Here is a 12508-nt window from a genome sequence, read left to right as displayed (position 1 = left end):
GCAGTCTACTTGACTGCAGCCGGCTTCTTCATCATCGGAGGCGCCTGCTTGGTGGCGGAGCCGGTTGCCGTCGTCGCCTGCGAGGGCAGATATTTGGCGAGGATCGCAGGATCGATCTGCGCCATGTTGCTGTCCGGCAGGCGGGTCCAGGTCTCGTCCTTGCCAAACAGCGAGATGCCGAGATAGCCGTGCAGGATCAGCGTCTGCCCGTCCGGACTGACCCGCATATTGGCCTTCCAGATGTTGCCGTCGCGCGGATTGAGCACGTTGCCGCCTTCGTATTTCAGGCCCTCGCGCTTCATGTCGCGCACGAAGGAGATGCCGAGCACTGGCGCATTCTTGCGGTCATCGCTGCACTTCGAACAGACCTCGTTCGGATTGTCGCCGGGACGCGGAAACGTCTTGGCGATCACGCCCTCGAACACGCCGTCGTGGTCGATGAAGAGAAACCAGCCGACGGGCCTGCCATCCTCGACCTTCTGCCACAGACCGGCCGCGGTCGGCTCAGCCGCGAGCGCAGGCCGCGTCAGCAGAGCACCGGCAACGACGAGCGCGCCGATCGCGAGCTTCGTCACACCAGGCACCAGCCGAAGTCGGGGAAACGCATTGCGCATCATCATCTCACCTTGACCAAGTCACAAAATGAATGGCCGCACAGTACGGCCGTTTCATGCATCGTTCCAGCCCCATAACAGGTCTGGCGCGCCGGTGAAACCGGCACGCGCAGGAAACATTTCTTCACATTTGAGTTGGTCCGGCGGCGGAAGGTTCCATACCGCCGACAAATTAGTTGACGCCGAGCTTCTTCTGCAGGCTCGACGACGACGTCGTGTACTGGAACACCAGCCGCTTCTCCGGATACACGTAGCGGTGCGCCTTCTGCGCCATCAGCGCGCCCTCGTGGAAGCCGCACAGGATCAGCTTGATCTTGCCGGGATAGGTGTTGATGTCGCCGATCGCGAAGATGCCGGGCACGGAGGTCTCGAAGGCAGAGGTCTCGACCGGAATGAGATTGTGCTCGAGCGCGAGGCCCCACTCGGCAACCGGACCGAGTTTCATCGTCAGTCCGAAGAATGGCAGCATCATCTCGCAGGGGACGGTCTCGACCGCGTTGTCGTTGCCCTTGATCGTCGCAGCCGACAGCTGGCCATTGGCGCCTTCGAGCGCCGTCACCTGGCCGATGCGCAGATCCATCTTGCCGCCGGCGACGAGCGCGCGCATCTGCTCGACGCTGTGGGGCGCGGCACGGAAGTCGTCGCGGCGATGAACGAGCGTGATGCGCTTCGCGATGGGGTGCAGGTTGAGCGTCCAGTCGAGCGCGGAGTCACCGCCGCCAACGATGACGACATTCTTGTCGCGGAACTGCTCCATCTTGCGCACGGCATAGAATACCGAGGTGCCTTCATAGGCCTCGATGCCCGGCACCGGCGGGCGCTTGGGCTGGTACGAGCCGCCCCCGGCCGCGATCACCACGACCTTGCACTCGAACACCTTGCCGGCATCGGTGGTGACGCGAAAACCGGGATCGCCGATCTTTTCGACCTTCTCGACCATCTCGCCGAGATGGAAGGTCGGACTGAACGGCTTGATCTGCTCCATCAATTGATCGGTGAGGCCCTGCCCCGTCACCATCGGCACGCCGGGAATGTCGTAGATCGGCTTCTCCGGATACAGCTCGGCGCATTGGCCGCCGACCTTGTCGAGGATGTCGATCAGATGCGCCTTGATGTCGAGCAGCCCCAGTTCAAAAACGGCAAACAGTCCGCAAGGGCCCGCGCCAATGATCAGCACATCGGTCTTGATCGCTTCGCTCATGTCGCTCTTCTCGTTGGAGGCGCCGCTCGACGGATGGCGGCAGATGGCGGTTCCGAATTTGTAGCCATTGGTGTGGTCGCAGGGAAGGCACAAAAGCCGCCCCTGGCTCGCGCGCGGCTTGCAGCGGTGGCCTTAGCCGGGTTTGAAGGGGACATGAATGATGGAGATCAATCGGTGACAGAGACGGCCCGCCGCGACCACGCGCCACGCCTGGAGGACTTTCCCTACCGCCTCGCGGACAATGTCCGCTTCGGCGACCTCGATCCCAACCAGCACGTCAACAATGCGGTCTACGCGACCTACTTCGAGACCGGCCGGGTGACCTTGATGAAAGACCCGCGCCATGGCCTGACCCAGGACGGGCTGGCCTGGATCATGGTGCGGCTGGACATGCATTTCCGGGCCGAGCTGCGCTGGCCGGGCACGATCGAACTGGGACTGGGGGTCGTGAGGCTGGGGCGCACGTCGGTGACCTGCGAGCAGGTCGTGTTCTCGGACGGGCGCTGCGTGGCGTCGGCCACCGCGGTCATGGTCCTGATCGACGAGGTGACGCGCAAACCGGCGCCGCTGACGCCGAATCTCGTTGCTGCGCTACAGCCCTGGGTCCGCCGCGGCATGGCGATCGCGCCGCCGGCATAGGCCTGGCGGCGATCAGCCGAAGCGCGGCGATGAGGGCGCGAGGCGAACGGTCAGGCCTGACGCTCGGGGGTGGCGACGACGAGGCCGTCGAGTTCGTCGGAGACCTTGATCTGGCAGGAAAGACGGGAATTCGGCCGGACATCGTAGCCGAAATCGAGCATGTCCTCTTCCATCGGGGTCGGCGGGCCGACCTTCTCGCGCCAGGCTTCGTCGACATAGACATGGCAAGTCGCGCAGGCGCACGCGCCGCCACATTCGGCCTCGATGCCGGGAATGGCGTTGCGGATCGCCGCTTCCATCACGGTCGCGCCGTTTTCGATGTCAACGGTTCGGGATTCGCCGGTATGGTCGACAAAGGTGATCTTGGCCATGTGTGCTCGTGCTGCGCAGGAAATGAGGTCGGGCTGTCCTATAACGGACCGCTCCGCTCCGCGCTAGTGCTGCCGCCGGCCGCTCAGGCCGCGCCGAGCATCTCCGAAATCGCCGCGCGGGCCTGCGCGATCGCCGTGCCGAGCCAGGCCAGCGCATCGGCCGGATCGCCCGCCCGCAGCGCCGCTTCGAGCCCTTCCGCCGCGTCGGCGACGTCGAGCGCGCCGACGGCGCGGGCCGAGCCCTTCAGCGTGTGGGCGACGGTGGCGGCATCCTCGGGCATCACCTGCAACCGCTCCAGCAGGCGGACGGCCTGGCTGGAGAACATGGCGAGCACCTCGCGCTCGAGCGCGCTGTCGCCGAGCGTCATCCGGCGCAGCAGGTCCAGGCTGATCGGCCCGTCATCGGGAACCAGCGGGGGCGAGGGCATCCATTCGATCCGTGAAAGGTCGGGAATCATGGCGGCAATCCGGTCCGGGCGCGCCTCGCGCGCCTATGGTAAGCCAAGCACGACAATGGTTAATGCATTGTTACCGGCCCAATTGCCGCGGGTTTGCCGCGATTTGGGCCCGGCTCTGCCCCAATCACGGCAGAAACGGGAATTCGCAGAACTTCTAGAGTGTTAACGGCGGCTGCTGTTAACGATGATTAAGAATCTCTTAACCACGGCCATTTCTTTCAACAGGCACAGCCAATAGGATGATGCCCGGATGGAGTGGGTCACCTGGCGGAATTTGCCACCCCTGGTGCCTGCGAGGGATGACGTCCGGTTCGAGCGTTACGAGAGGGCACTCGTACGCGGCTCGCCGGATCGAAATTAAGACGAGGGCTCGGACTCAACATGGCGAACACTCCGAAAAAGGTCAAAGACCCGACTGAAGTTGCGCTGTCCGCCATTCAGGAGGCTTTGAACATCAGCGATTCGTCCGCGCCCACGGACTCGCAGGGCTCGGTCCACGCTGACGGGGCTCCGCCCGTCATGCCGAACGGCGTGTCCAGTCTGGATTCGTTCGACTCCCGTCCGGGCATCGACCGCAGCAGCCTTGACGAGATCGAGCCGCCGCCGCTCGCCGCGCGCCGCCCGGCCAATGACGACCGCGAGACTATCGGCCAATTGCTGCAGGCGATCCAAAAGGGCCGCCCGTCACGCGGCGTCTACACGCTGGCAACCGCCTTTGCAGGCATCTGGATCGTCGGCTGCGTCCTGCTGACCATCGGCTTCCTGCCCGCTTTGCAGACCTTGATCGGCCAGAGCGGCGGCGTGCTGGTCATGGCAGGCCTCGCCGCAGTGTTCTTTGCCCCGGTTCTGCTGTTCTATTTCCTCGCGAGCCTCGCTTGGCGCGGCCAGGAGCTGCGCATGATCGCGCAGTCGATGGCGCAGGTCGCGATCCGCTTCTCCGAGCCGGAAGGCGCCGTCAGCGATTCGATCGTGACCGTCGGCCAGGCCATCCGCCGCGAGGTCGCGGCGATGGGCGACGGCGTCGAGCGCGCGATCGCTCGCGCAGGCGAGCTCGAGATGCTGGTCGCCAACGAGGTTGCGGCGCTCGAGCGCGCCTACAGCGACAACGAGGTCCGCATCCGCGCCCTGCTCCAGGACATCGCCCATCAGCGCGACAACCTCGTGGGCCAGGCCGAGCAGGTCCGCAGCGCCATCTCGGGCGTCCAGATCGACCTTCGCCACGACATCGCGCTGATCTCGGACGCGATCGCCTCGCGGGTCGACGAGGTCGCCAAGAGCATCACCGGCGCGCTGGAAGAGCGCGGCGCCCACATCACGGCCGCGCTCGGCAACGCCGGCGACAACATGATCCTCGCGCTCGGCGAGCGCGGCGGCGATCTGCTCGACCGGCTCGAAGAGGCCAGCGCCGAGACCACCCGCGCCGTGCTCGACGCCTCGGAGCGGCTCACCACCAGCCTCAATTTCAAGACCGGCCACGTCCACGACGAGTTCGCCGACCTGTCGGACCGAGTCCACGAGATGCTCAACGAGCGCATCGACCGCATCACCAGCGAGTTCGAGCAGCGCACGGCGGCCATCGTCGACGGCATCTCGGTGCGAACCGAGCAGGTTCACGACCAGCTCAAGGCGTCCGGCGAGTCCCTCCTGCTGGAGCTCGAGCTGCGCAGCGGCGATCTCGTCACCAAGATCGACGAGGCGAGCCAGCGCATGTCCGGCCACATCGTCACGTCAGGCGAGAAGGCGAGCGAGTCGCTCGATGCGACCGTCAATTCACTGGTCGCCAAGGTCGTGAGCCAGACCGAGAGCACCCACGACACGCTGTCGATCCAGATCAGCGCCTTCGACGAGCTGGTGAAGAACCAGGGCACCGAGCTCGCCGAGCGCTTCGCACGCGACAGCTCGACGCTGGGCGCGCTGATCACCCGGCACATCACCGAATTCGACCGCACGGTGAAGACCTATGGCGGCGAGATCGTCGAGCGCATGGGCCAGCGGACCCAGGAAATCTCCGACAATCTCAAGTCCTATGTCGATACGTTCGATACGCGGCTGTCGTCCAACAGCGGTGAGATCACGGCGACGCTGGATCAGCGGCTGAACCAGTTCGAGACCAATCTGCAGGCCCGCATCACCACCCTCGACACCTCGCTCGATGCGAAGATCAAGACCTTCGACGACAGCGTCGAGGGCCGCCTCAAGTCGCTCGAGGAGAACTTCGACAACCGCGCGACCTCGGTCACCTCGACGATCGAAGGCCGCCTCGGCACTCTGTCCAACTCGCTGACCGACGGCGCTGCCCAGGTGCTGCACGCGATCGACTCGCGGCTGACCGTGCTGACCTCCTCGCTGACCGATGGCTCGGCGCAGGCGATCCAGTCGATCGATTCCCGCCTCAACATACTGACCTCCTCGCTGACTGACGGCACCGACAAGGCGCTCGAAGCGATCGATCAGCGCATCCACAGCCTGTCGAACATCATCGACGGCCGCAGCTACGAGCTGACCGAAGCCGTCACCGCGCGCTTCCAGGACATCCATCAGGGCATCGAGACCCGCGTCGGCTCGATCGCCAAGGACATCGACCATCGCGTGTCGCAGTTCGAGGACCTGCTCGGCTCGCGCGTCGAGGCCGTGGCCGGCCGCATCGAGAGCAGCGGCCGCCAGGCGAGCGACGAACTGATGACGCGCGCCGAGCTGCTGTCCGCCAGCATCAAGTCGCATGTGGAAGATGCGGAGCGGGCGCTGACCAACCTCGTGGTCAACACCAGCGAGACCATCCAGACCGGGGCCCGCTCGGCACAGCAGGCGCTGCTCAACGTCTCGACCGACGTCGGATCGCAGTTGAAGAACACCTCCGCCGAGGTCGAGCGTGCCCTGTCGAACGCAGGCAGCAGCGCGGCCGAGGCCGTCCTGACCAGTGCACGGGAGGCCCAGGCCACGCTGGTCGCGGCCTCCGGCGAGACCGCCGACCAGATCAAGTCGCTGTCGGCCGACGTCGAGCGCACGCTCACGGCGGCAGGCTCGACCACCGCAGCCTCGATCCTCGCCGGTGCGCGCGAGGCCCAGAACACGCTGGTGTCCGCCTCCTCCGATGCCGCCACCCACGTCAAGTCGCTCGCCGTCGACGTCGAGCAGGCGCTGACGGCCGCCGGCTCGGCCACGGCAGCCTCGATCCTCGCCGGTGCACGCGAGGTCCAGAACACGCTGGTGTCCGCCTCCTCCAACGCGGCCGAGCACGTGAAGTCGCTCGCAGCCGACGTGCAGCGCTCGCTGACCAGTGCCGGGACGGAAACCGCCGAAGCCATCACGGCGGGCGCCCGTGATGCCCAGCATGCCCTGCTCGCGGCATCGAGCGAAGCGGCCGAACAGGTCAAGGCGCTGACCGTCGACGTCCAGCGCTCGCTGTCGATCGCGGGGACGACCACCGCGGAAACGATCACCGGCGGCGCCCGGGAAGCGCAGAGCACGCTGATCAGCGCTTCGTCCGAAGCGGCCAATCACGTCAAGTCGCTGGCGGCCGACGTCGAGCGCACGCTCGCCGCGGTCGGAACCAGCACGGCCGCAGCGATCGTCGACAGCGCCCGCGACGTCCAGTCGAAGCTCGTCACCGCCTCGACGGAAGCAACCGAGCACGTCAAGTCGCTGGCCGTCGACGTCGAGCGGACGCTGTCGTCCGTCGGCGCCGATACCGCGACCTCGATCCTCAACAGCGCGCGCCAGGCGCAGATGTCGCTGACCGCCACGTCGGCCGACACCGCGGCCACCCTGGTCGGCAGCGCACGCGAAGCCCAGGCGGTGCTGACGACGACCACGACCGAGACGGTCGCGGTGATCGTCGGCGGCGCGCGCGAGGCACAGAACCTGCTGACCGCCACCTCCACCGACACCGCGGGCCAGCTCAAGGCGATGTCGTCGGAGATCGAGCGCGTCATCAATTCCGTCGCGGCGAACACCACCGATGCGATCCAGAGCAGCGCGCTCAATGCGCAGAGCGCGCTCGTCGCCGCCTCCAACGAGGTCTCCACGCGGGTCAAGTCGACCTCGACCGAGATCGAGCGCTCGGTGCTCGCCGCCGGCAACTCGTTCGGCTCGGCCATGACCGGCAAGACCGACGAGATCGTCACCTATGTGCAGCAGCAGAGCGAGCGGCTGTCGCAGATGCTCGACGGCAAGCGCGGCACCCTTGTGGAGGCACTCAACTCGAAGACCAACCAGCTCACGATCGAGATCGATCGCGTCACCACCGACGCGCTGAAGGCGATCGAGGTCCGCGGCCAGAACTTCGCCCAGAGCGTCAATGGCAACGGCTCCGAGGTCGCCCGCACCATCACCTCGGCGGGAGAGCTCGCGACCACCGCGATCACCAAGTCGCTCAAGGAGCTGGAGCAGGCCTCGCGCGCGGCGATCGAGCAGTCGCGCCAGGTCTCGGTGGCTGCGGTCACGGAGATGCAGGAGACGAGCAAGATCCTGCGCACCGACACGGTCGCCCTGTTCGAACGTCTGCGCGAGGGCAACATCCTGCTGCAGGAGGTCCTGACCGGCGCCCACGACAACCTCAACTCGCTGGAGCGGGCGCTGGTCACCCGGGTGGCCGACTTCGTCACCGCGATGAACGACGTCACCGCGCGCAACGGCACCGCGACGCAGACGCTCGAGGACCAGCTCAACGTGTTCAACTCCAAGACGTCGCGGGCGCTGGAGGATCTAAACTCGCTGTCCGGCCAGTTCGACGCGCATGGCAAGGCGCTGATCGAGGCGGCGGCCATCGTCGAGCAGAGCAACCGCGATGCGACCGTCTCGATCTCGGATCGCAAGACGACGCTGGAATCGCTGGTCACCACCATCGATCTGCGCACCGCCGATCTCGACCAGCGTCTGACGCGCTTCACCACCCTGCTCGACGAGTCCTTGGCGGCCGCCGAGGAGCGCGCCCGCGACATCGCCCGGGTCGTGGCGGAAACGGCGGGGGCCGGCTCGACCGCGCTCAGCCGCCAGTTCGAGGCCATCCGCGCCAACGCCGAGGAGGAACGCCGCCTCACCACGTCGCAGATGCAGGAGATCTACCAGCAGAGCACGCAGGAAGCCGATGCGATGTTCAAGCAGTCGGCGGAGAAGTTCGCCACGCTGGTGTCGAGCATGAAGCAGATGACCGCCGAGATGCATCGCGAGCTCGAGGCGACGCGCAACGAGCTGCGCCGCGGCGTGCTGGAGATGCCGCAGGAGGCCGCCGAGAGCACGGCGCAGATGCGCAAGGTCATCGTCGACCAGATCGAGGCGCTGGCCGAACTCAACCGGATCGTCGCGCATCACGGCCGCGGTCTCGACGTGGTCAGCGCGTCGCGTCCCGCCGCGGTCGCGGCGCCAGCGGCCGTGATCCGTCAGGAAGAGCCGATCGTCGCCGCAGCCGTCGGCGGCCGGCCGGACATGCGCCTGCGCGAGCCGGCTGCGACCAGCGTCGCCAACCTGCCGCCGCCGGATCTCGGCATGCAGCCGCCGGCCCCGCCGCCGCAGCCACGCCGGGTCGAGGCGCCGCCGATGGGTCCGGTCGCCGATCAGCGCAGCGACAACTGGCTGTCCGACCTGCTCAACCGGGCCGACAACAGCACCGCCGGCCAGCCCCAGCCGCCGCGTGGCCGCGGTCCGGCGCAGCAGTCGGGCAATCCGCTGGAGTCGCTGTCGCTCGACATCGCACGGCTGATGGACCGCAATCTCGCGGCCGAGATGTGGGACCGCTACCAGCGGGGCGAGACCAAGGCGTTCTCCAAGCGTCTCTACACCCCGGCCGGCCAGAAGGCGTTCGACGAGGTCGCCCGCAAGTACCGCGCCGACCGTACCTTCAAGCAGACGGTGGACCGCTACATCACCGAGTTCGAGCGGCTGCTCGACGAGGTCGCACGCGACGACCGCAATCCGCAGGCGCTGCGTGCCCAGCTCACCTCGGAGACCGGGCTGGTCTACACCTTGCTCGCCCACGCCGCCGGAAGGCTGGCGTGACGGGAGCAGCGAACAGCGACTAGCGGATGGCGAGGAGCCGACCGCGATGAGAATAGAGAACGGAGGCCGCGAGGCCTCCGTTTCGCTTATCGGGGTCCAGTGAAGCGTTTTCGGATTTGCCCGTCGCCGGCCCGACCGGCACGGCAGCCGTCGTTGCAGGCGCCCGGGATGCCAGTCAGCATGAGACGGGACAATGCCAAGCCGAGCGTGGAGCAATCGGTGCATCGCCGCGGAGGGCACCGAGGCGCTGCCTCTCGCTACGCCCTGCGCCCGCCCGCCTCCCTCACCGCCGCCCGCTGGTGGGCGCCGCGGGCGCGGGCTGCGAGGCCTGGGCGTTGCTCGGGCTGGCGTTGCTGGCCCCGAACAGGACCCGGGTCGGATTGCGGTCGAAATTGTTCACGGCGCGGCTGATGTCGGACAGCGTGCGCCGTCCATCGGCCATCAGCGCGCCGGAGCGCTTGTCCAGATCCTCGGCGAGCTCCCGGATCGATTTCACCGTCAGGAACAGCTCGCCGCCATCCTTGCCGCCGGCCAGCGTGTTGAGACCGAGCATCAGGGTATCGGCCTTGCCCATGATGCCGTCGACACGGCTCATGACGCCATCGATGCGCTCGGAATTGCGGGCCAGCGACTGGGTGAACACCTCGAGATTCTTGATCGAGTTCTTCACGGCGTCCTGGTTGTCCGCGACCACCTTGTTGATGTTCTGTAAGGTGGCTCGGATCGCTTCGGTCACGTCCTGCAGCCGGGTCGGATCGGCACGCAGCACCGGCACGCCATCCTCGTCGAGCGGCGGCGGCGGCGCAGCCTCCTCGCCGCCCTTCAGCGAGATCGCGGCGACGCCGGTCAGGCCCTGGAACTCGAGCCCGACCAGGGTGTCCTTGCGGATCGGTGCGTTGTTCTCGACCATCGCCAGCGCGACGACGCGGCGCGGATTGTCGAGCTTGACCGAGATGACCTCACCGACCCGGATACCATTGAAGTTGACGCTGCCGCCGTTGCGCAGACCCGCGGCCGGACCCTCGAACACGACCCGCAGCGGGCTGCGCTGCTTGGTCGTGTGCAGGCTCTGAAACCAGAGGACAAATCCGATCGCCGCGGCAATCACAGCCAGCGTGAACGACCCGATCAGGACGTAATTCGCCCGCGTTTCCATTACCAACTCCGGTACCGGCACGTCGCGGTGGTCATCCGGCCCCCGCTTCCGTGCACTGTCGGTTGGCGCCGGACAGCGGCACCCACCCCATCAACTTTGTCGCGGCAGTCCCCACTCCCGCTCACAAAAATCGTCCCTGGGGCGCGTCGCGCTACCCCATCACGGCTCGGGCACGCTTGCCGTGGAAATACTGTCGGAGCCACGGATGTTCCGAGGCCTGCATGTCGGCCATCGATCCCGCGGCGATAATCTTGCCGTCGCCCAGCACGGCGATGCGGTCGCACGCCGTATACAGGCTGTCGAGATCATGGGTTACCATGAAAACCGTCAGTCCCAAAGTGCGCTGCAGGGTCCGGACGAGCTCGTCGAAATCGCCGGCGCCGATCGGGTCGAGCCCCGAGGTCGGCTCATCGAGGAACACCAGCTCCGGATCGAGCGCGAGCGCGCGTGCCAGCGCCACGCGCTTGATCATGCCCCCCGACAGCTCGCTCGGGAAACGATCAGCAACATCGGGCCGCAATCCGACCATCACCAGCTTTGCGATCATGATCTCGTCGAGCAGACGCTGCGAGACCTTGAGATACTCCCGGACCGGGAACTGGATGTTCTGCCGCACGGTGAGCGAGGAGAACAACGCGCCCTGCTGGAACAGCACGCCCCAGCGCCGCTCGACGGCGCGGCGGCCGGCACGATCGGCGGCGTCGAGATCGACGCCGAACACCTCGATGTTGCCCGACAGCTTCGGCACGAGGCCGATGATGGTGCGCGTCAGCACCGACTTGCCGGCGCCGGATGGACCGACGAAGCCCAGGATCTCGCCGCGCTTGACGTCGAGGTCGAGCCCGTCGAGCACGCGCGTCTTGCCGAACTGCACGGTAACGTCACGCACGCGGATGATCGGATCGGAGACCTCCTGCGTCATCTCAGCTCACATCCCGACCGCGGCGAAGAAGATCGCGAACACGCCGTCCATCACGATGACGAAGAAGATGCCCTTCACCACCGACGAAGTGGTGTGGCGCCCCAGCGACTCGGCACTGCCCTGCACTGCCAGTCCTTCGACGCAGGCGACGATCCCGATCACCGCCGCCATCACCGGCGCCTTGAGCAGCCCGACCTTGAAATGATCGATCGAGATCGCATCGCGCAGGCGCAGCAGGAAGGCCTCGGGATCGACGCCGCCATAGAACCAAGCCACCAGCCCACCGCCATAGAGCGCGGCGATGTCGCCGAGGAAGGCCAGGATCGGCAGTGCGATCACCAGCGCGAGCATGCGCGGCAGGATCAGGACCTCGATCGGATCGAAGCCCATTGTGCGCAGCGCGTCGATCTCCTCGCGCATCTTCATCGAGCCGAGCTCGGCCGTGTAGGCGCTACCCGACCGGCCCGCGATCATGATCGCCACCAGCAGCACGCCGATCTCGCGCAGCACCAGCACGCCGAGCATGTCGACGACGAAGATGTCGGCGCCGAACCTTCGGAAATGGAAGATGCCCTGCTGAGCGATGATGCAGCCGATCAGGAAGGTGATCAGCACGATGATCGGCACCGCGCGCCAGCACACCTGCTCGAGATGATGGATGGTCGAGGTCAATCGGAAGCTGCGGGGATGAATGAGGACCCGGCCGCTGGCGACGATCACGGCGCCGAGCATGTCGATCAGCGCGGCGATCGTGCCGAAGATGCCGGCGACACTGAGACCGATCTGGCCGAGCATGCCGGTGATGGTCACCATCGTCGCGTCGCCATTGGGCGCGGTGCTGACGCGTCGAACCTCGTCGACCAGGCTGGCGTAGTTCGCAGAGAGCCCATCGATCCGGACCTCGACGGTTCCGGTCGTGAAGCTGCGGCGCAGCCGCTCGATCAGCCAGGCACCGAACGTGTCGAGCTTGGAGACTTGGGAGACGTCGATGGAGACATCGATCTTCTTGCCGGCGAGCTTTTCGGCATCGGCGACGAGCCGTTCGAGCGACGGCGCAAAGGGCGCAGTCCAGGCGCCGGTCGCGCGCAGCGACAGCGCGTTGCCATCGCCACTGCGCTGCAAATCAGGGCCGCCCTTCACGACGGCCATCCTC

General features: G+C 66.6%; 9 protein-coding genes. 2 read left to right on the top strand and 7 right to left on the bottom strand.

Translation table 11 applies throughout. The annotated features are described in order from the left end of the window. Positions 1-5 precede the first annotated feature (5 nt). Together ACQR03_RS21285 and ACQR03_RS21280 are read right to left on the bottom strand one after the other, a co-directional pair. On the bottom strand, positions 6-614 hold the full coding sequence (locus ACQR03_RS21285; RefSeq protein WP_316167239.1) for a DUF2147 domain-containing protein: 609 nt from the start codon (positions 612-614) through the stop codon (positions 6-8). 172 nt (positions 615-786) lie between these two features. Continuing rightward, the gene (locus tag ACQR03_RS21280; RefSeq protein ID WP_434841844.1) at positions 787-1815 is read right to left on the bottom strand and encodes an NAD(P)/FAD-dependent oxidoreductase; all 1029 of its coding nucleotides are present in this window, start codon (positions 1813-1815) and stop codon (positions 787-789) included. Between the two features lie 174 nt (positions 1816-1989). On the opposite strand from ACQR03_RS21280, the gene ACQR03_RS21275 reads away from it, so the two are divergent. Next, complete coding sequence (locus tag ACQR03_RS21275; protein WP_316186962.1) at positions 1990-2454, top strand: acyl-CoA thioesterase; 465 nt, start codon at positions 1990-1992, stop codon at positions 2452-2454. A gap of 50 nt (positions 2455-2504) precedes the next feature. Here ACQR03_RS21275 and ACQR03_RS21270 read toward each other — a convergent pair whose 3' ends face one another. Together ACQR03_RS21270 and ACQR03_RS21265 are read right to left on the bottom strand one after the other, a co-directional pair. Further along, on the bottom strand, positions 2505-2825 hold the full coding sequence (locus ACQR03_RS21270) for a 2Fe-2S iron-sulfur cluster-binding protein (RefSeq protein ID WP_172115065.1): 321 nt from the start codon (positions 2823-2825) through the stop codon (positions 2505-2507). An 83-nt stretch (positions 2826-2908) separates the two neighbouring features. Then, positions 2909-3253, bottom strand: coding sequence for an Hpt domain-containing protein (locus tag ACQR03_RS21265; RefSeq protein ID WP_315804330.1), 345 nt, complete (start codon positions 3251-3253; stop codon positions 2909-2911). A 411-nt stretch (positions 3254-3664) separates the two neighbouring features. On the opposite strand from ACQR03_RS21265, the gene ACQR03_RS21260 reads away from it, so the two are divergent. Then, positions 3665-9277, top strand: coding sequence for a methyl-accepting chemotaxis protein (locus ACQR03_RS21260; RefSeq protein ID WP_315753166.1), 5613 nt, complete (start codon positions 3665-3667; stop codon positions 9275-9277). 283 nt (positions 9278-9560) lie between these two features. Here ACQR03_RS21260 and ACQR03_RS21255 read toward each other — a convergent pair whose 3' ends face one another. The 3 genes from ACQR03_RS21255 to ACQR03_RS21245 form a co-directional block, all read right to left on the bottom strand. Continuing rightward, positions 9561-10433 (bottom strand): MlaD family protein, encoded by an 873-nt coding sequence (locus ACQR03_RS21255; protein ID WP_315753167.1) that lies wholly within the window; start codon positions 10431-10433, stop codon positions 9561-9563. Positions 10434-10584: 151 nt separating this feature from the next. Next, a complete protein-coding gene (locus tag ACQR03_RS21250; RefSeq protein ID WP_315753168.1) occupies positions 10585-11355 on the bottom strand; it encodes an ABC transporter ATP-binding protein in 771 nt (256 codons plus the stop codon). 6 nt (positions 11356-11361) lie between these two features. Further along, a complete protein-coding gene (locus ACQR03_RS21245; protein ID WP_315713623.1) occupies positions 11362-12495 on the bottom strand; it encodes an ABC transporter permease in 1134 nt (377 codons plus the stop codon). Positions 12496-12508: the final 13 nt, after the last annotated feature.

The organism is Bradyrhizobium sp. HKCCYLS3070 (assembly GCF_051167575.1).
In the GTDB taxonomy this organism is placed as follows: Bacteria; Pseudomonadota; Alphaproteobacteria; order Rhizobiales; family Xanthobacteraceae; genus Bradyrhizobium.
This window is presented reverse-complemented; position numbering and strand designations above follow the sequence as displayed.

Excerpts from the sequence above, each read along its gene's own strand:
- ACQR03_RS21255 (WP_315753167.1), bottom strand. The coding sequence starts at position 10,433 with ATGGAAACGCGGGCGAATTACGTCCTGATCGGGTCGTTCACGCTGGCT.
- ACQR03_RS21265 (WP_315804330.1), bottom strand. The coding sequence starts at position 3,253 with ATGCCCTCGCCCCCGCTGGTTCCCGATGACGGGCCGATCAGCCTGGAC.
- ACQR03_RS21250 (WP_315753168.1), bottom strand. The coding sequence starts at position 11,355 with ATGACGCAGGAGGTCTCCGATCCGATCATCCGCGTGCGTGACGTTACC.
- ACQR03_RS21270 (WP_172115065.1), bottom strand. The coding sequence starts at position 2,825 with ATGGCCAAGATCACCTTTGTCGACCATACCGGCGAATCCCGAACCGTT.
- ACQR03_RS21285 (WP_316167239.1), bottom strand. The coding sequence starts at position 614 with ATGCGCAATGCGTTTCCCCGACTTCGGCTGGTGCCTGGTGTGACGAAG.
- ACQR03_RS21280 (WP_434841844.1), bottom strand. The coding sequence starts at position 1,815 with ATGAGCGAAGCGATCAAGACCGATGTGCTGATCATTGGCGCGGGCCCT.
- ACQR03_RS21260 (WP_315753166.1), top strand. The coding sequence starts at position 3,665 with ATGGCGAACACTCCGAAAAAGGTCAAAGACCCGACTGAAGTTGCGCTG.